General features: G+C 31.6%; 19 protein-coding genes. All 19 read left to right on the top strand.

Annotation, left to right across the window (positions count from 1 at the left end):
• The first annotated feature begins 4 nt into the window (after positions 1 to 4).
• The 19 genes from BUE22_RS00140 (at position 5) to BUE22_RS00230 (ending at position 23236) form a co-directional block, all read left to right on the top strand.
• Positions 5 to 2437, top strand: a complete 2433-nt coding sequence (locus tag BUE22_RS00140; RefSeq protein WP_073392752.1) for an AAA family ATPase — start codon at positions 5 to 7, stop codon at positions 2435 to 2437.
• 3 nt (positions 2438 to 2440) lie between these two features.
• Positions 2441 to 3346, top strand: coding sequence for a hypothetical protein (locus tag BUE22_RS00145; RefSeq protein ID WP_073392754.1), 906 nt, complete (start codon positions 2441 to 2443; stop codon positions 3344 to 3346).
• 35 nt (positions 3347 to 3381) lie between these two features.
• The gene (locus BUE22_RS00150; RefSeq protein ID WP_159438453.1) at positions 3382 to 4263 is read left to right on the top strand and encodes a TssN family type VI secretion system protein; all 882 of its coding nucleotides are present in this window, start codon (positions 3382 to 3384) and stop codon (positions 4261 to 4263) included.
• A 74-nt stretch (positions 4264 to 4337) separates the two neighbouring features.
• On the top strand, positions 4338 to 5474 hold the full coding sequence (locus tag BUE22_RS00155) for a hypothetical protein (RefSeq protein ID WP_073392757.1): 1137 nt from the start codon (positions 4338 to 4340) through the stop codon (positions 5472 to 5474).
• A gap of 10 nt (positions 5475 to 5484) precedes the next feature.
• Positions 5485 to 5976, top strand: coding sequence for a hypothetical protein (locus BUE22_RS00160; protein ID WP_073392760.1), 492 nt, complete (start codon positions 5485 to 5487; stop codon positions 5974 to 5976).
• Between the two features lie 9 nt (positions 5977 to 5985).
• Positions 5986 to 6456, top strand: coding sequence for a type VI secretion system TssO (gene tssO / locus BUE22_RS00165; protein WP_042566691.1), 471 nt, complete (start codon positions 5986 to 5988; stop codon positions 6454 to 6456).
• Entirely contained in the window at positions 6446 to 7384 is a 939-nt protein-coding gene (locus tag BUE22_RS00170) for a PKD domain-containing protein (RefSeq protein WP_042566690.1), read from the top strand. Before tssO ends, BUE22_RS00170 begins: the two co-directional genes overlap by 11 nt.
• Positions 7385 to 9709: a type VI secretion system protein TssR domain-containing protein gene (gene tssR, locus BUE22_RS00175; RefSeq protein ID WP_124020523.1), complete on the top strand. Its 2325-nt coding sequence runs from the start codon at positions 7385 to 7387 to the stop codon at positions 9707 to 9709.
• A 10-nt stretch (positions 9710 to 9719) separates the two neighbouring features.
• Positions 9720 to 10496: a DUF5457 domain-containing protein gene (locus tag BUE22_RS00180; RefSeq protein ID WP_124020522.1), complete on the top strand. Its 777-nt coding sequence runs from the start codon at positions 9720 to 9722 to the stop codon at positions 10494 to 10496.
• A 336-nt stretch (positions 10497 to 10832) separates the two neighbouring features.
• Positions 10833 to 11228: a type VI secretion system tube protein TssD gene (gene tssD, locus BUE22_RS00185; RefSeq protein WP_042563897.1), complete on the top strand. Its 396-nt coding sequence runs from the start codon at positions 10833 to 10835 to the stop codon at positions 11226 to 11228.
• A gap of 336 nt (positions 11229 to 11564) precedes the next feature.
• The gene (locus BUE22_RS00190; protein ID WP_124020521.1) at positions 11565 to 12206 is read left to right on the top strand and encodes a hypothetical protein; all 642 of its coding nucleotides are present in this window, start codon (positions 11565 to 11567) and stop codon (positions 12204 to 12206) included.
• A 110-nt stretch (positions 12207 to 12316) separates the two neighbouring features.
• Positions 12317 to 13180 carry a glucosaminidase domain-containing protein gene (locus BUE22_RS00195; protein ID WP_073392767.1) on the top strand — a complete coding sequence of 288 codons (864 nt, stop codon included), beginning with the start codon at positions 12317 to 12319 and terminating at the stop codon, positions 13178 to 13180.
• Positions 13167 to 13826: a hypothetical protein gene (locus tag BUE22_RS00200; protein WP_124020520.1), complete on the top strand. Its 660-nt coding sequence runs from the start codon at positions 13167 to 13169 to the stop codon at positions 13824 to 13826. The genes BUE22_RS00195 and BUE22_RS00200 overlap by 14 nt, the downstream gene beginning before the upstream one ends.
• 29 nt (positions 13827 to 13855) lie before the next feature.
• Entirely contained in the window at positions 13856 to 15625 is a 1770-nt protein-coding gene (locus BUE22_RS00205; RefSeq protein WP_073392772.1) for a type VI secretion system Vgr family protein, read from the top strand.
• A 9-nt stretch (positions 15626 to 15634) separates the two neighbouring features.
• Complete coding sequence (locus tag BUE22_RS00210) at positions 15635 to 16984, top strand: hypothetical protein (RefSeq protein WP_073392776.1); 1350 nt, start codon at positions 15635 to 15637, stop codon at positions 16982 to 16984.
• A gap of 2 nt (positions 16985 to 16986) precedes the next feature.
• Complete coding sequence (locus BUE22_RS00215; RefSeq protein ID WP_084540180.1) at positions 16987 to 21159, top strand: DUF6531 domain-containing protein; 4173 nt, start codon at positions 16987 to 16989, stop codon at positions 21157 to 21159.
• Between the two features lies 1 nt (position 21160).
• Entirely contained in the window at positions 21161 to 21778 is a 618-nt protein-coding gene (locus BUE22_RS00220) for a hypothetical protein (protein WP_084540181.1), read from the top strand.
• Between the two features lie 48 nt (positions 21779 to 21826).
• Positions 21827 to 22177, top strand: coding sequence for an immunity 51 family protein (locus tag BUE22_RS00225; RefSeq protein ID WP_073392778.1), 351 nt, complete (start codon positions 21827 to 21829; stop codon positions 22175 to 22177).
• 129 nt (positions 22178 to 22306) lie between these two features.
• On the top strand, positions 22307 to 23236 hold the full coding sequence (locus BUE22_RS00230; RefSeq protein ID WP_073392780.1) for a hypothetical protein: 930 nt from the start codon (positions 22307 to 22309) through the stop codon (positions 23234 to 23236).
• The last annotated feature ends 336 nt before the right edge of the window (positions 23237 to 23572 follow it).

Below are 23572 nucleotides of genomic sequence, written 5' to 3' on the forward strand. Positions count from 1 at the left end.
ACTTATGAACGAATTAGATTATAGTCCAAGCTTATTATCTGCAATTAAATCTGCTAAATCATTAGCAATTCAGGATGGTCACAGTACATATGGGGTAGCTCATTTAGCGTATGCATTGTTATTTGAACCAACAGGATTAGTAGAAGTATTAAAATCACTATCTAAAGATATAGAGTATATAAAAGAATGGTTTGATGTGAGAAAAGAAGTGTACACTTCATCTCAAACCAATGATAATAGTATTACAAGTGATACCGAAGTTGAACACGTTTTTACAGAATCAAATTTCAATAAAATTAGATTAGGGGCAGATTCTATCGATGCATTTTGTGTTTTTATTGCCATTATTAAACCCGGATTAGTTTATAGTGACAAACAAATTGATGGCTTAAACTTAAGCGATAAAGAACTTTTGAAACACTTTGGACTTAGAAATAATCAAAAGAGTTTTAGTCTGGTAGACAATGCCGATGAGCAGGAAACGATCGACATTAGCTATTGCGATACTTTATATAAAAAAAATATTATTGAAGAGGGAAGCAGTATCATTGGCAGAAATAGAGAAGTTCGATTGATACTTGAAAATATAGAAAGATATGAAAACCATGGTATTTTATTAATTGGAGAATCCGGTATTGGAAAAACAAGTATTATCAAAAACCTTATTCACAATTTACACGAAACAGATCCTAATTTCTTTGAAGAAACACTTGTTTTATCTTTAAATGTTTCTAAACTCGTTGCAAATTGCAGTAATGAAAATGAGATTTCAAAAAAGCTTATTGAAATTTTCGAAAAATTATCCAAAAACGGAAAAAGCATTCTTTTTATTGATGATATACAGGTATTGCTAAACTCATCAAACTCTAAATCAAATGCTGTCATCAATATTATTAATACACAATTAACCCAGGGTGATATTAATATTATTGCCTCAATTGATGCTGATTCTTATAGAAAATCAATTGAAGGAACTACTATAAACGGAAAATTTGAGAACATTTTTATTGAAGAGCTGGATTATTCTTTACTGGTTGAATGTTTGAATATTTATAAAAATAAATTAGAAAAACATTATAAAATAGCCATTAATGAAGAGGTAATACAGGAAGCAATTCATTTGTCTAAAAGATTTTATAAAGAAAAAAAACTGCCTTACGGAGCCATTGATTTATTAGACAGAACGGCTTCATCAGTAATTGTTTCCAATGCAAATTCATTAGTAGAAATTGTAAAAATAAAAGAACAGATAAAAGAATCTGATCCTGCTGATGAATCAAAAATGAGTTTGCTTGAAAAGGAAATATACAATCGAATAAGCTGTGTTGTAACCAGTAAAATCGATGTTACGGAAAATTCGAAAAGACAAAAAAATGAGCCGGTTACTTTTGAAGATATCGAGAAATTAGCATCGAACATTGAAAATATAGCAAAAGAAAAAATTACGGTTGTAACAAAATCTGAGATTCTGGCAGTGGTTTCTAATGCGACCGGGATACCGTTGGGAAAAATAAGCGCGGGCGAAAAAGAAAAGCTTTTAACAATTGAGGATAAATTGCAGGAAAGGGTAAAAGGACAATCGCATGCTATAAAAACGTTATCCGAAGCTATTATCGAATCAAGAAGTGGTTTGAGTAATCCTAAACAACCTATTGGATCCTTCTTTTTCTTAGGACCAACAGGAACGGGAAAGACAGAATTGACAAAAACGCTGGCTGAATTGTTGTTTGATGATGAAAATGCGATGATTCGATTTGACATGTCAGAATTTAAAGAAGAACATTCGGCAGCTTTATTATATGGTGCTCCTCCGGGATATGTAGGGTATGAAGAAGGAGGTATGCTGGTTAATAAAATTAGGCAAAAACCGTATTCAGTTGTACTTTTTGACGAAATTGAAAAAGCACACAGCTCTGTTTATGATGTGTTTTTGCAAATTATGGATGAAGGAAAAATTCATGATAAATTAGGACGTGAAGGAGATTTTTCTAATGCGATCATCATTTTTACATCAAACATTGGAAGCCAATGGATTCAGGAGCAAATAGAAAGCGGTCATTTACCGACTTCTAATCAATTAATTGAGATTATGAGCCAGCATTTCAGACCTGAATTTTTAGGCCGTTTGACAGAGGTTGTTCCATTTGCCCCTATCAATATAGAAATTGCCAAAGCCATTTTTAAATTACACTTAAATCGCTTGCAAGAGCAATTGATAAGCATCAAAAATATTTCATTTGATCTGTCAGATGGAGCTTTAGAATATCTGACAAATAAAGGATTTTCTAAAAAGTATGGCGCCAGACCTATTGCCGGAATCGTGAGAACGTATCTAAAGAAAACAATTTCAAAATTAATTATATCAGAAGCTATTCTTGAGAATGAAGCTATTGTTTTAGATATAAAAGAAGATGAGTTTATTTGGGGAAAAAAGTAAGTTATGGAACAGGATATTACAGTTTTAAAACAACAGCTTAATTTCAATTTAAGAGGTGAAATTCTTTTTTATGAATTGCAGAATATTCTAAAAGATGATACCGAAGTTTTTGTTAGGCACAAAGGTCTTTCAAAAAGAAACAATTCCAGAGATGCTATTGATATCTCTTCAATGTTATATCAGGAAGATTCCAGATTTACCAAGGAAGCGCTTGTTCTGCATTTGGCGAAAAACAGCATTTACCATAATTTACCTGAACTGCTTTTTCATCCCTTGTCGGTTAGTAATCCTACAATGTCAAACAAAGAGATTGTAGAGGCAGTTAAAGAAAATAAGGAAACAGAGAATAATGCTCTAGATTTCTTTATGCCTTTTGATAATGAAATTTTCTTTGCTAATACTCATTATGCGATCAGAAGCTTACACTTGTTTCAGGACAAGATTGATTTGTTTCTAAATATAGTAGATGAACTAGTTGGTATTGATTTTAATTTATCTAAAGAACAAAAAAAGAATCTGTTCATTTATTTATGTGAGGCCGAAAAGCTAAAAGAAAATCTTCCGGAGCTGGAAAAAGTTTTAGAAATGCTATTGGGCAATGTAGTAAAACTAAAATATAAAAAACATGTATTTACGACATCTCCTTTTTTAAAATTAAGCGAAGGTACTTTAGGCTTTAATTTAGGACTTAGCGGAGCTGTAGAAAGTGAGATTGATGATGTTGAGGTAACCTTATATTTTGAAGGAAATATTGATTATTCCATTTTAGAAAATAAAATGGAGCTTACCCGAAAAGTATTAGAGTATTTTCTTATTAGCAACAGAAAAGTTGACATTGTTTTTTTTAATAACTATCAATTAGGGATAAAACTAAACGAAAACTATTTAGGTATAAATACCATTTTATAATTTTTAAACTATAATAAAAGAGATAACATTCACTTATGAATACAATACTACCCTTTTTTTTAAAATACCTTTTAGCGCCGTTTTTGATACTTATTATAACACTCATTATGAGTCAGTTTTCGAGTGTAAAAATAAAAGCCAAGGCGGCCATAATATTTATTTTATGCTTTTCGCTTATAGCAGCTTTACCTTGTTTGTTTGCGTTTTTTAACAATGAGTTTATTTGGTTTGGCTTATTGTTTTCAGTATTATGGTACTTAATACTCGGAGTTGGATTGTTGTACTTTATGGATTCTGCCTTATTTCAAAAGATAGAAATACAAAATAGTGCCCCGGCAAAAGTTTTTCTTTTTTTAATTGTAGCAATTCTCTCTTCCTGGATTTACTACCTGGTGTTTAATTATATCGCTATTTCCAGCTATGCTCATATCAGTATGCTTAATATCCTATGGTTATTTGCGCCAATCTTTTTTCAGGAATCAAAGAAAAAATATTTACAGATTCCTGAGTCATTTTATGAATATTGGAGGGTTGGAAAAGAACGTAAAGACATTGAGTATTGGGACAATATTGATAAGTTTCGTTTAATGCAGGTATCAATACATATAAAGAAAAAAAGCAATTCTGAATTCTTTTCAAAATTTGATGTAAAAATTGCCCAGGATGTTAATCTGGGTAATTGGTTTGATAAGTTTATTGAAGACCAAAATTATAGATTTCCCAATGATGCCATAGAATCCAGTGCCGAGCATGAAGATAAGGGATGGACTTTTTATACGGCAAAATATTTCAGTTTTCCTTTGTTTATCAGGAATCTGAGTCCTTATCAGACGATTTCAGAGGGTAAACTAAAAAACAAACAAACCATTTTTGCTAAAAGAGTTACTTTGAAAAAACAAAATCCAATAGAGGAATAATTAAGATGAATGTATTCAATACTTCATTATCTAAAATAAAACTAACTAATACCAGAATATAACACTTACCAATTATGAAATCAAACATACATTTACCAATTAACTGGACAGATGGTGTAAAACTAACAAAAGACCATTTTATCAATAATTATTTCAATTTTATAACAATTGTCAGTGATTATAATAAAGTTCAGTTAAACAACTTTAATTATGGGGCTATTCAGCCAGCAGGTAATATATCTATAGATGTTGAAATAAAAATTGAAGGTGGACAATTAGTTGCCTATTTAAAAAAATGCGATGTAATTGCCAAAAACGGATATGTAATTTCTTACAATCAGGATATTTATGGTACAAAACTTCCTGAAGCAAGTATCAATGCAAATGATTTAGACCGAAATTCTGCAGAGTATTATTACGTTATAGTTTCTATAAATCCTTATGATCTAATTCCTGTAGGTATTCCAGATCCGGAAATAATTCCGTTACATCATCCTCATGCGCTTCCGGAGATAAAGTTACATATTGTCAAAAAGAATGAGGTGAATGATAATTTTTTATCCGGCTACTTTTTAATCGTAAAAAAATTAGCATTTCAAAACGGTACATTCCTTGACGACGGAAAATATATAGCTCCGGTTGTAAAAACAAAAAACAATGAAACTTTAAATCAATTCATTACAAAAGTTAATACCGAATTATATCAGTTAAACGATTTTTCGATAAAAATTCATAAAAAAAACGCGCACAGTTCCAGTAACAACAAATTAGTATCGAACACATTTAGTTTGTGTACCAAAATAATTGATTACTATGCAGAGCATTGCTTTTATCTTAAAAACATAGCTTCTGAAGAAGCTCCGGTGTATATGTTTGACAAAATAATTGTGTTGGCCAATCATCTTATCTCAACATTGACCCTAATGGACGACAAAGAGAAAGAAATGCTTTTACAATATTATTACGAATGGATTGATGTAAAACCGTCAGAATTACTTAGTGTATTGTTTGAAGCAAAAAGCGCTGTTTATGACCATAATGACATTGCGCAAACACTGGAAAAACTAAATCAGTTTCTAGGGATTTTAAAACGCTTATGGCAAAAATTAAGCGAATTAGAATACATCGGAATCAGAAAAGAAAATATTGTAATTAGTGAAGAAACCAAAGTGTCAGCCCCAAAAAGCAATACGTGGTCAATACTAGATTAAACATACAACTATGAAACCACTTAATCACGTTAAAATAGTCAGTAAAAAGCGCAAGTTTTTTATTATGTTTTTTATAACATTCGCTTTTGTTTTTGGTTGTCTCTATATCACGCTGATAACTGCAAATAAAGGCGTTGCCGAGTTGGAGCAAAAACATAAATACTACAATGATATCGCAGTAAAACAAGGCGAAATGAACCTGCTCTTAGATGAAATATTAATAGAAATCAACGATTTAAGATTTAAAGACAGAACCTTAAACGAGCGCAAAAACCTTCAGTCTCTCATCAATGAGAAAAGATTTGCTATCAATAATGAGATTCAAAAATCAAAAACAAATTTGACAAATTCTTTTGTTTTATATGAAGAGTTTTTGGTCGAACTGCAACATATACAGACTAAAATTGACGTTTTGAAAGAAGCCGAGACAAATTACGACATAAATAAAACTCAGCTTAAAAAATGTATTGATAAACACGATCAGGAAAATAAAAAAAAATAATCCCATTTTATGAAGAAGGCAATAGAATTTGATGAAACATATTGGAAAAAGGTAAAATTCAACTTATTATTTATCATCAGTGCTTGTATTATATTTATTGTTGTTACCAAGTTTTTATTAAAAACACCCAATTTTAATAATACAGATATGCTCAACAGAATCAATGATTATGAAAAAATGCAGAAGATAAAAGTAGATTATGCTAATAAATCCAGAAAAATTTTCCAGACCATTGATACAATTAAATATGACATCAACCAGGTACAGCGTATTGATGAAGTAAAAAGAAGAATATCAGATTATAAGCGATTGTATAAGGATAACGAATTTCATTCGTCATATAACTTTTGTTTAATTGGCGGCAACCTGTTAAATGTTTTTTTAGAGATAAACCTTGAAGAAAGTACCGTGAAAAAGAACGATACTCTTGTACAAACAAGTCTTAACGAATGTAAAGCAAATTTTAAAAATGAACATTAAAAATAAAACAGTAGTTATCGTTTTGTTTTGTATTGCAATAATTTTGTTTATAGTGGCATTATTATTCCCGTACAATAAAAGATTAAGTAATCTTGATTTTTCAATATTAGACGATAACGATAATCATCAGTATGAATTAAATGAAAAATTATCTTTTAAGATAAATGACAGTACATTGATATCAGATAAAAAAGCAGTCTGGTATTTTGGTAACGGTGATTCGATTGTTAGTAAAGGAAGCGTAAATTACACTTATGACAGAGCAGGCAAATACTTAGTAACACTCAAAATTGATAATAAATTCGATTTTTCAAAACAAATTAATATCGTCAATGGAAGAGCATTGACAGCAAAAGATTCTATTCCAAAAATATTTTGCTCAGAGTTTGGTTATGTAGGCGAAGAAATTGTGTTTACAGGATATTCGCCAAGTTCAAACAATTGGTATTGGGAATTTGGTGAAACCGGAACGATCGATTCTTATGAAAAGCAGGCTATTTATATTTTTACCCAACCCGGTATTTATACCGTAAAATTGGAAACAGATAAAACCAGATATCCTATAACAAAAGAAATAGAGATTCTTCAATTGTACGAACCATTCAAAGAACCAGAAGTTGTAGATTCTGCAGGGATTGTTTTGAACGATATAAAAAAGCGCCTGCAAATTATTGCCAATCTGGGCGCAAGGGATACAAGAATGTATAAAGAACAGGTTAATTACTTGAAAAATAAATACATCTGCAATGATTTATCTGATGTAGTAGTAGTGGTAAACGAAGAAAAATACAATGATTTTTTAAGTTATTGTCAGGGACTTCATTACTTAGACGGAAATTCTACTATAATTCAGGAAGTAAAATTAGATACCATTAAATGCTTTAAGCAAATAAATGTTACTCAAAAAACTAAAAAACAAAGTAAATAGATGAAAATTAGTATTTTACTTCGATATACCTCGTTGATTTGCTTATTGGTAACAAATGGTGTTTTTTCTCAGGTTAAAAATAGCACAAGTGTTATCGAAAAAACAGGAAAAACAGTAAACACTTATGATAATGAAAAGCAAAAAGAAAGTGAAAAATCACAGCTTAAATTAGTTTTTTCAGATAGAAGTGATAATAATATTTACGAAGAACCTTATGGTGCCAAAGTAAACAATAAAGCCAATATTTTGTCTCCAATGTATGTGATCGATGAAGATAAAAACTATTATGAGGTTGTGGTTGCAGATAAAAAATTGATTGGAAAACCTAAAGGAACATTTTCCGTTTTACGCAGTAAAAAAAATCATTTTTCTAATGCAAAAGAAGTGCAGTATTTGGGTTGGATTAAAAAAGAAAATGTCATTGAATACAGCAGGGCGATGCAAAATCAGGTCAATTTAAAGTATGTAAAATATTTTGTGGCTTCAAATACCTTAGACAACTTGTTTTCCAGTGGTAAAAATGTCAAAAAAAGCACACTTTTATTAAAGAACGATCCCAACTTAGAATCAGCATCTAAAAAAAATATCAAACTAAATGATTTTGTATATGTATATAAAATCAACAAAACCACCAATTCAGCCTTTGTATCAAATTTTGATGATGTTATGCCAAAAGACACAACCAATCTTAAATATGGCTGGGTTCCTTTGCAATATTTGAATCCTATAGAAGATAATATGGTTGTCAGGCTGAATCCTGCAGATACGCTGCATTTTTCTTCAGGAAAAATTAATTTTCTGGCTAATGAATTGTACAAGAATACTTTTTTTGTAAATGAAAATCAGTCAAGTGATCCAATCAAGTTCGAAAGCACAAGTAAAATATCGCTGCCCATAAATGTTTGGAACCACGACAAAAACAAAATTACAAATTTAAAAGGCGATGATATTTCGATTAAAACCATCGAACAAATCGCTTTGGAAAGTAAAAATATTAATTTTTATTACGTTTTTGAGAACAACAACTCAACAAAGCAATATTTAAAAAAAACACTTTCGGCATTACAGAATCTTAAATTAACGACCAGTAGTGAATTGTATGCCAATTATAATTTTACATATTCGTTTATAGCAAAAGGGAAATCTAAAAGTTATTATTTGATAAAATCCCAATCTTTTTCAAAATGGTTTGATTTAATAGAGAAAAGCATTAAGACACCGGATGAAATTTTGGATGAGAATATTTTACGCAACAGTAATACAAATATTAGCCAGTTTTTGAGTTCAGAAACAAATTTTGAAAATAACTTTTTTATCCTGACAGGTTTAGATGGATCTATAAACAACGTTTTACCGGATAGTTTCAATATTTTGGCAAAAAATAATGCTAAAATATTATTCATTATTTTTAAAAATGAAAACAATTCCGATAATCAGGATTTTATTCTGCAGAGTAAAATGTATTTAAGCGAGGCAAGTAGTGCCAATAAAAAAAATATTCAGAACTATTATGTTGACCCAAAACTGATAGCAAAAAACGATGAGTTTATATACAATGGTGATGTAGATAATGATTATATCTACGATGCACCATTAAAAAGTAATTTTAACGGAGGTATCATTTTTCCTAAATTAAATGGAGAGCTTACACCGGAAACTATCAATAAATCCATTGACAGCGTTATTAGTAAAACTATTAAAACAAATAATACATTATTAAAATCACTGACACAATACAAAAATGAGTTTAGCTTTTTAAGAAGTCAGCCAAGCGGAACGATTAATAATCTTATTCAAAATTATCCTCGAAAAGACAGTACAAGCACCGACATACCCAAAAACTATAAAAGCGAAACATTTGTAATAAACGCAAAAGATACCCTTAACAGTAGTTTAGAAAACAAAGTCCATATTTTACTGACCGAGAGCGAAATTAAGCAGCTTATAGAAAACTACAGAGAATTAATTAGCAAAGAATATACAAACGCAAATATTGATAAAGTCGAGATTTTAAGCTTTAGGGACAGATGTAAAATGTTTGCTAGTAAAATTAGACAAACTGAATCAATAAAAAACAGAAGTTCTTTGGCAGATTTACTTTATTACAAGACAAGAGTATTTGTAAATAGCCCTGAGTTGCATGAAATAAGGATAAAAGATATTCGAAAGTTTAAGAAAAAACCGGACCAATTCAGAACAATTTTTACAACTTTAAACAGTAAGGTTGAGGTTTTAGAAAAAATGCAGCGCAATAATACTTTTGAGGTTTTTGACGATGAATCTCAGACTAAATATTATTATATATCAAAAAAACTTCTATTATAAAATAAGCATTATGGAGATTATGAATACGATAGAAATGACAAAACCTTTGCATGAAATAATTCTAGAGTTATTTTATTTTGAAAGCAAAGGAAAACCGTGTGAACTCACAAAAAATGAAATTTTATGGAGACTTAAAGATCCGGGCATTACTGAATATCAAATGGAAGAAGTGCTCAATTGGATGGTACATCATAAAAAACTAACCGAAAGTCTGGGGGTTTATTCCCTGGATCGGTTTGAACTAATAGATTTAGAAGAAAAATTTAAAAACGAAAGATTGAATAAAGAGAAAAAACAAGAACCTATTTTTTTTACTAATTACAGTACCATAAACAATATTCATAGTGCGGTGAGACCAAAACCCATAGAGATAATTGTTCAGTACATTTTACCAACGTTTTTACTTTCCTATATTGTTTTTATCTTTTTTTTGGTAAACAAGCTAAATAAAAGTTTTGAAGTCAATAACAGCAAAATTGAAGATGTAAGTGAGTTAACACTTAAAGAACCTAAAACCGGAGTTATTAAGAAAAAAGCGGCTTTATCAGACAAGGAGGTTAAGCGCCTGTTTTCTAATCAGCACCAAAATATTTTATATTTAAACAAAACGATTGATTCTTTACAAAAACAAGTAAACAAAATAAATGAAATCCATACAATTGCGACTTCTGATATAAAAACTCAGATAAATTCATTGCAGCCTCAGGTGAATGCTATCATCTTGCACATTACGGTTGTGCTTCTGGGATTTATTTTATTATTTTTTATGAAAAATATTATTAATTAATATTTCACATTTAAAAAATCCATATAAATTCTCTGCAAGCCCTGCAAATACTGTATTCTTACATATTCTAATTTTCGTGAAAAAAATATTTTACTATTTTTGATGAAAAAGATTACGAATAAACTTGTTTGTTTAATTTGTATTTGTATATTCGTACAAATTATTGATTGCGAATCACCCTCACCTTCCTACAAGAAGCAATTAAAAAAAGTACATTAGTACAAAAAAGAGGTATTCTAAAATCATGTAGAATACCTCTTTTTTTTGTTAATACTAGTCATACAAAATAAAGAGGATTCTAAAAAAAAAACATTTTTTAACTTAATTATTTTTATTATGGCATTTAAAGCAATTTTAGAATTCGAAGGAAACGAGTACCAAGTATTATTCTCAAAAGTCGATATGTTAAGACATACTGATGGTAAAGGAGCAGTTTCATCTGAAATTAAAGGAGGTAGATTAAACCTAAAATTAAAATCTACAGACAATACTACTGTTATCGAACAGGCAGTAAACAGTCAGCACAAACCTGTAAGCGGAAAAGTAAAATTTTTCAAAGCAGATTCTGAACAAGTAATGAAAGAACTTTCTTTTGAAAATGCATTTATTGTATTCTTCAGCGAGCAACTTGATGCTATGGCAGAAACTCCAATGACTACTGAGATCACTTTCTCAGCAGAAAAAATTACATTAGGTAATGCAACATTAGATAACAATTGGGCTAAAATCTAATTTATCTCAATTATCAGGAAGCGGTCAAGCACCGCTTCTTGTTTTTATAAAATCTTAGTGTTTTAAAATAGTAATATTTTTTACTCATCTAACTTATAGGAGTTTTCTAACTATAAAGAAAATATCTGTAATTTTTTGAGAACTATTTGTGTGGTGATATTTTTTTTCTTCTTTTTTATACGGATGAGAAGAATAAAAATAAATAAGAATTATAAGATGTCAAACAAAAATTAGGCTAATCATTACTAAAAATGAGTAGTTGTCTAGCTGTAATTTTATTTGTTCTTAATGCCTTGAATTGAAATGTATAAGGTAACTGATACTAAATAATAAGATATGCAACAACAGGATTTTCTTTATAGTAATTTAGATAAGAACTTTTTATTGAAAAAGATGTTGTCTGGTATTTTATTCTTGATGCTATTTGGAATTTTTTATATGTATTCTTTTATTATATTGATGACTATTGAATCTATTGACAGGAATTTTTTAGCTGAATATTTCTATATAATGAGAGTAGGAATAGCAACATCTTTAAGTTGTATATTCATGTTTTTATTTTATGATAAAAAAAATCCTCTTTTATCTATTTCAAAATTACTTCTGCTATTATTTATTGCCAGTTCCTTTTCAGCTGTATTTGTCTATCTGTTTAAGAATAGCCCTTTTTGGGTTTTGAAATATTCTATTGGTATTATAACAGGACTTTTTTTTTATTTCATATATAAAAAAGAAAAAGGAAATAGTCTCTCAGGAGTAGTTTCACTATTTGCACTTTTATTATGCGAAAATCTGGAGCGTTTTTTAATAATGGATCCCCCAGATTATCCATCAGTTTTATATATCAAATCATTTCCACATATATTTCTTTGGTGTGGAACAATTGTATTTGTTTTTTTCTCGTCGTATTTTTTTGCAAAAGGATTGTTGATCAAAAATAAATTTGTTAGTAGAAGCTCTAAAATATTGGTAAAATGAAATAAAACCAACCTAAACCTAGTAAACGACCAAAATAATATTCTGAATAAACCGAAATAAGATATATGATTTAATGTGTATTGAAATATTTCAAATTAATAAATTTTACCATGGCCAAATCTTCATCCTCAGGAAAACATAAAAATGCCAGCTCATTAGGTGTTAAAGGTCCTCAATATAACAGGCAAACGGGTCAATGGGAAAATACAGATAAGTTGTCGGCGATGATGCAGCGAAGAAGCGTACAAGGCTATCGTGTTGCAGAAGATGTTAAATCTAAAAATTTAAGTTCAACATTTAAAAAGGAGAAACTTCTTCATCACGAGTTTTTGACAACAATAGCCATTGATATTTATGATTTTGCAAAAGCAAAAGGAGCATCTGGTAAGGGTGCATTATTAGTTTTAGCGCAGGCAAGTTTAGAAAGCGGATATGGAGTATCTGCAATAAAAAACGGCGATTATAATTTATTTGGAGTAATGGGAAAACCTTCTAAAAGAAGTACCACCCACGGTAGTGTGAAAGATTATTCAAGCTTGGGAGGTTATCAGGCGGCTTTGACAGATTATTTTAATAAAATAAATAAAAACTGGAGTTATTTTTCAACAATAATAACTCAGGATAATATAACAGCAGATGATATTGATAAAGCTTTCAATACAGGAAAATATTATCCAACAGAAAAAGAAAGACATGCTGGTAAATATACCTATAATGCCGATAAGGATAGTGCAGGTAAAAATCATTATGGAGAGCATTTATTAAATCAGATAAGCGATTTTAAAAAACGTTTTAAAAAGAGTTTAGACTATCAAGTTGAGGAAAATAAAGAAAGATTAAAGGAAATAAATGCCCTCTTAACAAACAACTCCATTTTATTCACAGATCCGGGAAAAATTAAACTAGAGGATGAAAAGAGATTACTTATTAGACAAAACGAAAAATTCAATTCTATTTCAAATGAAATTAACTAATTTTTTTAAACTCAAAATAATTTTAATTGTTTTTGTTTTTTTTGGATGTAATGCAAAGACCAAAGAAAAAGATATTTCAAAACAGATAGTCAAAAATGAGCAAAATAAATTAGAAATTGACAGCCTTGAAGTTAAAGACAAGGTAGGAGCTTTATATACGATTAAGTATTATAATGATAGTATTCATATTAGTCAAAACAAAAAAGATATTATAAAAATAGGATATCTAAATCGATTCGATAAAGTATTTCCTTTAAATGGCCTGATTGTAAATGATAAATCCAGAGATTGTTATATCACAGATAATGAAATGCTTTTATTACCATTAAGTGAGGTTAATAATAGAATAAATCTGATAGTAATTGATCTAATAAATAAAAAACAAATTAACTATCAATTTAAAGAGACATCCGATGATATCCTGACAACAGCTATCAATTCTTTTTATTTTAATGAAAAAAGCAAGATAATTATAAGTACAAATAGCTTGAATTATGAAGGAAAAACAACCGTTCATTATTACAAACTAGGAAAAAAAACAATAACACATCAAGGAACTAAAGACCTGGATTTAACCGCTGAAATGCTTGAAAGCAATGAAGCTTTTTTTAAGTTTTTAAATACAAATAACAATAATATTCCTTAAGATTTGCTACTAATACAAAAAAATAAACTATGACACCACCAACAATAATTTTTGGAATAGATTCTAAAAAAATAAGCCACTTTACCAGCATTGAGTTGGTACAAGTAATAAACGACCATCATCGATTTGAAATCCTTGTTCCACATGCTGCTGTAGAAAGCCCTTTGGCATATACGCTCGAAAATGCACAGGCATGGTTAGGTAAGGTAGTACACATTGTGCTCGAAGAAAATAATAATTTTCTGGGAGTGGTTACCAATATAGATTTCGATCAGGAAGACGGACATTCGGGAAATCATATTGTGGTTTCAGGCTATTCTAAAACCATATTGTTAGAGTCTGGTGAAAAATTACATTCCTGGGAAGAACTATCTTTAAAAGACATCATAAAAGAGGTAATAAAAAATGGTGCTGGAGAGCAACTGCAAAATGATATCAATCCTGAATATACCAGTAAGATGGATTATCAGAATCAATATCTCGAAACAGATTTTCAGTTCATCCAGAGATTAGCAAAACAATACAATGAATGGTTGTATTATGATGGTGAAAAATTAATATTCGGTAAACCAAAAAGCTTTGATAGTCCTATATCGTTAACGTACAATAGTGAGATTTCTAAACTAAAAATATCTGTGCAGGCAGTACCTAATAAATTTAGTGCTTTTACATACAATGAAGGTGCTGATAAACGCTACACTGCAAAATCAAAAGACACAGTAAGCGGATTGCCAAAATTAGGTAATGAAGCATTTGCAAGCTCAAAAGAAGTGTTTGCAACACCTGCGTTTACGCATGGTATAGTGAGTACCGGTGATGATTTGGTTTTAGAATCTTTCTTAAAAAAGAAACAGGAAAGCGCAGCAGCCAATACTAATTATGTTTCAGCAACTACAAAAAACTCAAAACTAAAAGTAGGAAGTATTGTTACCATACAATCAAGTGTTTTAGAAAACTCAAGTATGTTGACACAAGAAGTAGGCTCTTTTATAATTACCGAAATTAGTCATTATGCAACACATTTGGGAGAGTATGAAAATAATTTCAGAGCCATACCTTCAAAAGTACTAAGCTTGCCGGAACCCGATGTTGCGTATCCAATTGCTCAAACACAGCAGGCTGTAGTAGAAAGCAATACAGATCCTCAAAATAAAGGAAGAGTGAGAGTTCAGATGCTTTGGCAGCAAGGTACTCAAATGAAAACCGCCTGGCTGCGTGTCATGACGCCGGATGCGGGTAGTAGTGATAAAGTAGGAACCAACCGAGGAATGGTATTTATTCCGGATGTAGGCGATCATGTAATGGTACATTTTCGTTATGGTGATCCTAACCGACCTTTTATTTTAGGAAGTGTTTTTCACGGAAAAAGCGGCGGCGGCGGTGGAAAAGACAATAACAAAAGAAGCTTTGCCACAAGAGGCGGAACTTCGCTTGTTCTCGATGAAGAAAAAAACACCTTTACGGCAACAGATCCAAGTGGTAATATGATAATGCTTAACGGAGACGGAACAATGACTATTTATGCCCCAAATAAGGTTGATATACAATCAAAAGAAATAAACCTTATTGCTGATGAAAAAGTAAGCATTAGCGGAGTAAATGAAGTAAATGTTGACAGTAAAAAAGTACTCGTTTCCGGGACAGATGAAGTGACCGTTAAAAGTGATACCCAAATTACGGATGAAGCACCAAGTATTAATATTAAAGGAAAAAATACAATTCTGGCAGAAGGAATGGTCGTTGATATAGATGGTAAAACTATGACTAACGTTAAAGGCGGAATCGTAAATTTAAATTAAAAATTAGAAATGAATAACGCTCACAATCCTATTGCTGTAAGGGTCGAAAACATTCAAAAAATATGGAATAAGACCAGAGCAGCCAAACCAAAAGCGCAAGTGTTTAGTATGGTTTGTTATACCGAAGATTATCCATTGGTAGATAGTTTCATTCGGTTAGAATCTTCCGCTTACGGCAGATCAGAGGATTCGTTTGTAGCTTTTTCAATTGATTTTTATGATAAAAAAGACTTTTACACCACTATTATAGAACAATGGATTCTGGCTTTTGATGAAGACCTGAAAAAAAACATTGGATGGAATTGGGAAGATTTTGCTTCTTTTAAAGCTGCTCTTCAGGAGATTGATAAATTAAGTGTTGCTGGCTTAAAAGATTTTTACATCAACATGCTGGTAAGTTTCAAAAAGTTTGAAGCGAGAACAGGCAATCTTTTAATTGTTAGTTTTTTAATAAAAAAAGTAAGCAGCCTTGATTTACTAAATGAAAGCATAAAAGAACTGATAGTTTTATTGCCTGAAAATATAGGATTCCTGTTTCTTGATTATAAGGAAAGGCAACAATATAAGGAAGTGATTGCCTCAGTAAAAGAAAAAGGGATCATGATCGAAATTCCAAATCAGGAAATAAATAAAGCGTACAAAGAAATAGCCACACAAGGAAACCCAAACGATCCGCAGGTGCGCTATAGAAAATGTTTATTTGAAATAGGCGAAGCGGCAAAAGATAAAAAGCAGGAAAAAGTAAAAAAACTAGGCAACGAGCTTATAGACATTAGCAAGAGTACAGGAGAAACCAGTTTTTGGGCTTCCTCTTATCTTGTTTACGCCAGTTTTTTATTTCAGTTTAAAGATGAGCAGGAACTTATTCATCAATTATTGGATAAAGGGATAAAAATAACAACACCTCTTTATAAGGACAAACAAGATATTGCAGGTATTTTGATGCAGCTGCTCATGTACAAAGGCTCACATTACAGTATCATGGGGAAACGCGATACTGCTATAGATTATTTTTTAAAACAAACAGTTATAGCCAAAGAAGTCCAGCAGGAAATGCAGGTAATAAATGGCTATAATTATGCACTGTTATTGGCTGCAAAAAAACGAGACCAACAATATAGTGAAATTTTAAACGATGCCTTCGAATACGGATATGCCTTGACAGATGAAGTACTCAAAATCATCAATTTTACCTTTATAGCCAACAGTTATTTAGAAAATGACCCAAAAATTGATTATTCAGAAAAAGAAGCTATTTCGGACAGAATGAAGTCAATTTTTGGAAAAAACTGGAAAGACAATCCAAAACAAATTGCAAAACAAATACAAGAGGAATATCAATTAAACAACACCTATTAATTATGTTATTGACCGATAATCATTTGACTATGGTCGTAGGGATAGATATCCATTTTACTACCCTGCCGCCTTTTAATCCGTTTCATCCTTACATAGGTATTGTTATTGATCCAGCCGATTATATTCCTTTTTTAGGTACCAGTGTACATGTCAACGGTTTTAAGAGAGGGAACTCAGACACAGGAGGAATCATTATTCCGCTGGTGCACATTCCACTTTTTACCCCGCCATGGCTTATGACGCCTATTATCGGTCATGAAAGCATGAACTTTTTTGCTTCCCAAACCGTTTTTTCAGACAGTACCAGAATGAGTCCAAAAGGACATATGTTGATGACTTGTAATGATATCGGGATTCCGTTATCGCTGTCGTTGGGAAAAACCAAAATAGGCAAAAAAATGCTTCCTTTTGCGCCAACGCTTTTTGCGCCAACCTCATTTTCTTTGCCAATACCAACGGGAAAACCAGTAATGGTAGGAGGTCCTTATCCGCCCGACTGGGGAGGTATGCTAACCGGATTACTGGCCAGTATAGGATTCAGTACCCTGATGAAATATGGAAAAAAAGCATTCAATAAACTTCTAAAAGGATCCGTTGGTCCCAACTGGCTAAGTAAGCTTTTGTGTAAAGCAGGTTTTGAGCCGGTAAACCTTATCAACGGAGCTGTAATCTACGAAGGCAGCGATTTTGACATCACAGGCCCGATAGTCCTTAATTGGGAACGTCGCTGGTACTCAGATTCTGAGTATATCGGATGGCTTGGTCACGGCGTGCATTGTGTATATGACAGGGCAGTAGAGTTATATCCGGAAGATGATGCCTTGGGGCTTCGCATGGATGATGGAAGAATAGTGGCATTCCCGTCACTATTGCCCGAAGAAGAATTTTACCTGCGTCAGGAAAAAACAACCCTTAAAAGAACCGCAGACGGATATCAGGCATACGAGCATAAAAGCAAACTTTTTTATGATTTCACCCTTTTTGACGGTAAAAAATACCAGCTTACGCAAATAACCAATAACGATGGGCTGTGCATTATTTTTGAATTTTCGGCATACCGTTTAAATAAAATTATCGATACCGCCGGCAGGGAAATAAAAGTAAGCACAATAAACGGACTTATCCAGAAATTAGAATTGGAGGGACCGGAAGGAGACGAACTTTTGATCGCTTATGAATATGATGAGCATCAAAACATGTCTGCCATTATAGATGCTTTGGGTAAACCAACTGTTATTAAATTCCAAAACCATCTTATGGTGGAAAAAACAGATCGTAACGGACAGACTTTTTATTGGGAATATGATTCGCAAAACCGCTGTGTACACACTTGGGGCGATGGCGGATGGCAGGAAGGCTGGCTCGAATACCATCCCGAAGAAGGCTATAACCTTGTAACGGATGCCAACGGAGCGGTAACCACCTACTATTATGAGCCCAGCCAACTGGTAACCCAGGTAAAAGACCCTATGGGCAACAGCATTTTTTATGACTATACCGAGTTTATGGAACTCTATCGAGAAATCGATCAGGAAGGCCGAATCACCGGGTTCATTTACGACGAAAAAGGCAATAAAACAGGTACTGTTTACCCGGACGGCACAGAAGAAATGATGATTTATGATGACGAGAACCGCCCATCGATTGCCATTGATCCCGAAGGACAAAAGACCATTTATTTGTACCATGCCCAAAACCCGAACCAGCTAAAAACCATAATTGCACCGGACAAAACCAGTACCCATTTTACTTATAATGCTGACGGACTTTTAGCAACCGTTGCCAAGAATAATAACGAACTCGAACTGGTTTACGACGAGCAGTACAACCTTATTGAATGGCGTGAAAACGAAAAGAAACTAAAAACATGGGAGTATGACCATCGTGGTCGCGTACGGGCGATCTACACTCCAATGCAAATGGCAGATTATTTTAGCTATGACGCTCTGGACAGAGTAAGGCAAATTGTAGAGAAAGACAGTAACGTAATACAGTTTAGCTACGATAGTTATGATGATGTAGTAGCCTTAAAAGACAATAAAAACAGCATTAAGTTTACCTACACACCATTAGGAAGCCTTTCTACAAGAGAGCAAAACGGCGTAAAAGTTCGTTTTGACTACGATAAGATGGAACAGCTTGTTGGGATTAAAAACGAAGACCACGAAGCCTATTATTTTACAAGAAACAAAGCCGGATACATTGTAAAAGAAACTGCTTTTGACGGTATCGAAAAAAAATACAGCCGCAACCTTGCCGGAGAAGTCACGCGAATAGACCACGGAGACGGAAAATATACCGAATACGAGCAGGATGCCCTAGGGCGTATTACCAGGGCCGATTACCATGACGGTACCTGGGAAACCTATACCTACAATAAAAACGGACAACTGATAGAAGCCGTTAACCAAAATGTAAGCATCTACTTTGAGCGAGATGCCGTTGGTCGCATCATAAAAGAAACCCAGAAACAACAGCTCGATGCCAATGAAAATGGTATAACCCTGACATCAACTTACAATGTTTTAGGACAGCGTACCAATTTAAGCACCAGTCTTGGCGCAGATATAAACACGCATTACAACCAAAAAGGAGAACTTGAGCGTATAGAAGCGCAAAGTAACGAACTTAAGGAACAGCACCAGGCTTGGGAAACTACCCTGAAACGTGACGAATCAGGGCGTGAAATAGAGCGTTTTGCCACAGGCGGGCTTCACATAAAAACCAGCTATAACAACAGCGGCAAGCAAAAAGAACAGGAAGTATTTGCCAATGGCAAACGCACCGGAGCGCGTTTTTATAACTGGGACACCAACCAGCAATTAAGAAGCGCGGTAAACCAAATGACCCAAAGTTTGACCTATTTTGATTATGACGATTTTGGAAACCTTGCCAAAGCCAGTTATGATGGAAAAGAAGAGCTGTACAAAACCCCTGATGCAGTGGGTAATTTATACAAAACTGCTGACCGCAGTGACCGTAAATACGGCAAAGGCGGGAAGCTGCTGAAAGACGAAAAATATTATTACAAATACGATAAGCTGGGGAATTTAATACACAAAAGCCCCCGTGATATTACCCAACCGCTTGTTTTTGAAAAAGCAACAAACTTCTTTGATAAACTTCTAGGTAATAAAGCCGAAGAAGCAAGTTTACAAGAAGAACATGAGCAGTGGCAGGACGGAGATACCGCATATACCTGGCTCGCAAACGGAATGCTCGAAAGCGTAACCAACCCGGATGGAAAAGTAGTAAGTTTTGAATACGATGCACTTGGAAGACGTACGGCAAAAATTGCAAACAAAGAAATAAATCGTTATGTTTGGGATGGAAATGTTCTTATTCATGAGTGGAAATATGATTTAAAAGAGAGACCAAAACTTATCGTTAGTGATGATGATTTGGTTTACGATAAACCTGAGCCAATTGAAAATTTAGTTACTTGGGTGTATGAAGGTGGAAGTTTTGTGCCAAGTGCTAAGATTGTTGGCAACAACAAATTTTCTATCATTAATGATTATATTGGCAGACCAATCCAAGCATATAGTGAATCGGGAGAGCTAGTTTGGGAAACTGATCATGATATTTATGGTGATTTAAGAAATCTAAAAGGCGATAGAAGTTTTATACCTTTTAGGCAGCTGGGGCAGTATGAGGACATTGAAACATCATTATACTATAATCGTTTCAGATATTATAATCCTGATAATGGAATGTATTTGAGTAAAGATAGAAAAGACTTAAAAGGTAATAATCCAAATCCCTACGCTTATGTCTTTGATTCGAACTCTCAATTTGATCTTTTCGGGTTAGATATTTTTTATCAATTATTTAACAATGGTAAGATGGTCTATGAAGGGATTACAGAAAGAGATGTACAAGAAAGATTAACAGAACATGCCCGAGATGGGAAAAATTTCAATGAAGTTAAATATCTTGATGATTTAGATGGAAGGGTAGGTTCTAGAGATGTAGAAGGGTCTTCTTTACATCATAATAAAAATAATGCAGGTCAACTTAATAAAAGACGACTAGATGGAGGATTTTATCATTCGTATGATCCTGACAACCTGAAACCAGGCAGGAAATTTTTTAGTAAAGAAGAAATAGATGCAAAAATGAAGAATGCAAAAGTTGTTGATGTAGATGCAAAAGGTAAAATAAAATGTCATTGATATGGAGAAAATAATAAGCACAAAAATAAAAAAACAATTAGATATTATTTTAGAGTTAAAAGCTCAAATAGAGAATTGGAAATCCTATAATGAAGATGAACTTTTTCAAATAGTGAAGGAATTTGAGAAAAAACCAAGAGATGAAGGATCATTCTGGTATGAAGAAGTTTTATCTGACAAAACACTAGCTTCTAACTTACTTGAAATTGCAAATAAATATCCAGAAAATACAAAAATGAATATTTATATTGTGTCTGCATTAGGGAATATGATTAAAAGATACAAATTAGAGTCTTCTGAAGAAATCTTTAATTATTTTTTAAAAAAGACTCAAATAAAAGGAGTTGCTTTATATGTCTCATTTTTTTTACCATATTTACCTCAATTTGACAAATATGATAATAAATGGGAATATATTATGTCGATTAAAAAAATCACACCATTAAAAGATGCAGAAATATCCTTTAGAGAAAGAATTGAATTCTTTTTGGATCAATTACCTATTATGTATGTACAAGAAACCATTACTTTTTTTGAACAATGCATTATTGTTGCCAAAAGTGATTATTCAAAAAAAATGTATAAGGAATTAATTGAGAAATTAGAACAATTGAGCTGAAAATTAGAAATAGTAAAAAATGACGAACTTTTAAAGAATTAAAACAATATGAATATCAATAATTTTGAAAAAGTAATTTACCCTTTTTTTTGGGTAGAACATGATAAAAGTGTTTCGGTATGCTTAAATGTAGGAGAATATAAGACAGAAATTTTTGAGACAAGAGAAGATGAAGGGTTTGAAGGAAACGGATATGACTGGGCGTCATTGGCACAAGTTTTCTTGGAGGAGAAAAAACCTGAGTTTATCAATATAGTTAAGTTTGATCCAGAAGGGAGTATGTTTTGTGCCTACTCTTCTGATGCAGACGCTTTGAAAGCATTTATTATATCATTTAAAGAAGCTTGTGAAGATAAAATATTGATACTTGATTTGTTTTCAAGAGCAGAGTTAGATTAATATAGTTTATATACTTAGTAATAATAAAAGACTGCTTGAGAATTATTTTCGAGCGGTCTTTTTTTGTTGATGTCAATTTGAGATAGAAATAGATATTAGACTTAAAAATGTGTAATAATAAATAAAATTATGAAAATAGATTATCTTGAAATTGATGATTTAAAAAATAAATTGAATTCAATTTTAGAAAAAAGAATAATATTAATTGAGAAAGGATGTAGAAAAGAATTTTTAATTGCTTTAAATGAGCAAATTAGAAATAAAGAAATAAAATTGGTTTTAGTTTGTGATTATAATAAAACAGCAGAAAATTCTTTAATAAGAAACCTTGAAGTTTTAGAGTATTTAACTAATGTTAATGGGGTTGATGTATTATCTAATTCTTCAAAAGAATTAGAACAAATAAATAACGTTCAAAATATTAGTGACTTAAAAAGTTTTGCATTATTTGGATTTTATAATAAAAACATTAACATAGAGGTTTTAAACAAGTTTAAAAATTTAAAAATATTTGAAATTGAAGGATTAAGTGATGGTAAGAAATATAAATTACTGGAGAATTTTAATCTTGAAAAATTAGCAATAGAAAAATTAGACCTGGCAAAAGTTGAAGTAAATCCAAATTTAAAGCATCTAAAAATTTCCAAGGAACTGGTTAATGAAAAATTATTAGTTGAAAAATATCCAAATATTGTTAATGTTGAACTTGTTAACTGTAAAAAAATCATAGACTTTTCTTTTCTGACAGATTTAACACACTTGCAAACTATAATAATAAACAATACTAACATTGAAGTTTTTCCTGAAGTAAGTAGTAATGTTACTAAGATACAACTGCTAACAAACAAAAAATTAAAAGATATCGAAATGATTTTTAAATTGAGTAATTTAAGTAAAATTGCTATTACAGATTCTTCTGTAAATTTTGAAGATATAATTAAGTTATCTAAATTAAATTTCATCAATTTTTATTTTAGAAGTAAATCAAGAACAGAAAATGATGCTTTTGAAAAAATTGCCATTGAAAGAGATTTTTGTAATAATTTAGCTAATTGGTAGAGGAAATTAGGTAAACTATATTAAGCTGATTAAAACAAAACAGGCAACTTTTTTAGTTGCCTGTTTTGTTTTATAAATATTTTGCAATAGATTAAATTAGTAAAATCAAAGTCTATTTTTCTTGTTTTAAATAGTATTTTTATTACATTTATGATTGTATTGTTCATAATGCACAAGGCTTATAGTGAAAGGGGAAATGTGATATGGAAACGGATTATGATATTAAACAAAGTTATCTCTAAAGGAAAAGAAAGACTAAGTCTTACGATAAAAAACTAAGTGAATTACCGCACTTCAAGAATTGGGTTTGACAAAAAAATAAAGGTTGTAAATAAT

This window comes from Flavobacterium pectinovorum, assembly GCF_900142715.1.
GTDB classification, from domain to species: domain Bacteria; phylum Bacteroidota; class Bacteroidia; order Flavobacteriales; family Flavobacteriaceae; genus Flavobacterium; species Flavobacterium pectinovorum.

What these genes read in the sequence shown, in the direction of transcription:
- BUE22_RS00140 (WP_073392752.1), top strand. Translation starts at nt 5, where the DNA reads ATGAACGAATTAGATTATAGTCCAAGCTTATTATCTGCAATTAAATCT.
- BUE22_RS00145 (WP_073392754.1), top strand. Translation starts at nt 2,441, where the DNA reads ATGGAACAGGATATTACAGTTTTAAAACAACAGCTTAATTTCAATTTA.
- BUE22_RS00150 (WP_159438453.1), top strand. Translation starts at nt 3,382, where the DNA reads ATGAATACAATACTACCCTTTTTTTTAAAATACCTTTTAGCGCCGTTT.
- BUE22_RS00155 (WP_073392757.1), top strand. Translation starts at nt 4,338, where the DNA reads ATGAAATCAAACATACATTTACCAATTAACTGGACAGATGGTGTAAAA.
- BUE22_RS00160 (WP_073392760.1), top strand. Translation starts at nt 5,485, where the DNA reads ATGAAACCACTTAATCACGTTAAAATAGTCAGTAAAAAGCGCAAGTTT.
- tssO (WP_042566691.1), top strand. Translation starts at nt 5,986, where the DNA reads ATGAAGAAGGCAATAGAATTTGATGAAACATATTGGAAAAAGGTAAAA.
- BUE22_RS00170 (WP_042566690.1), top strand. Translation starts at nt 6,446, where the DNA reads ATGAACATTAAAAATAAAACAGTAGTTATCGTTTTGTTTTGTATTGCA.
- tssR (WP_124020523.1), top strand. Translation starts at nt 7,385, where the DNA reads ATGAAAATTAGTATTTTACTTCGATATACCTCGTTGATTTGCTTATTG.
- BUE22_RS00180 (WP_124020522.1), top strand. Translation starts at nt 9,720, where the DNA reads ATGGAGATTATGAATACGATAGAAATGACAAAACCTTTGCATGAAATA.
- tssD (WP_042563897.1), top strand. Translation starts at nt 10,833, where the DNA reads ATGGCATTTAAAGCAATTTTAGAATTCGAAGGAAACGAGTACCAAGTA.
- BUE22_RS00190 (WP_124020521.1), top strand. Translation starts at nt 11,565, where the DNA reads ATGCAACAACAGGATTTTCTTTATAGTAATTTAGATAAGAACTTTTTA.
- BUE22_RS00195 (WP_073392767.1), top strand. Translation starts at nt 12,317, where the DNA reads ATGGCCAAATCTTCATCCTCAGGAAAACATAAAAATGCCAGCTCATTA.
- BUE22_RS00200 (WP_124020520.1), top strand. Translation starts at nt 13,167, where the DNA reads ATGAAATTAACTAATTTTTTTAAACTCAAAATAATTTTAATTGTTTTT.
- BUE22_RS00205 (WP_073392772.1), top strand. Translation starts at nt 13,856, where the DNA reads ATGACACCACCAACAATAATTTTTGGAATAGATTCTAAAAAAATAAGC.
- BUE22_RS00210 (WP_073392776.1), top strand. Translation starts at nt 15,635, where the DNA reads ATGAATAACGCTCACAATCCTATTGCTGTAAGGGTCGAAAACATTCAA.
- BUE22_RS00215 (WP_084540180.1), top strand. Translation starts at nt 16,987, where the DNA reads ATGTTATTGACCGATAATCATTTGACTATGGTCGTAGGGATAGATATC.
- BUE22_RS00220 (WP_084540181.1), top strand. Translation starts at nt 21,161, where the DNA reads ATGGAGAAAATAATAAGCACAAAAATAAAAAAACAATTAGATATTATT.
- BUE22_RS00225 (WP_073392778.1), top strand. Translation starts at nt 21,827, where the DNA reads ATGAATATCAATAATTTTGAAAAAGTAATTTACCCTTTTTTTTGGGTA.
- BUE22_RS00230 (WP_073392780.1), top strand. Translation starts at nt 22,307, where the DNA reads ATGAAAATAGATTATCTTGAAATTGATGATTTAAAAAATAAATTGAAT.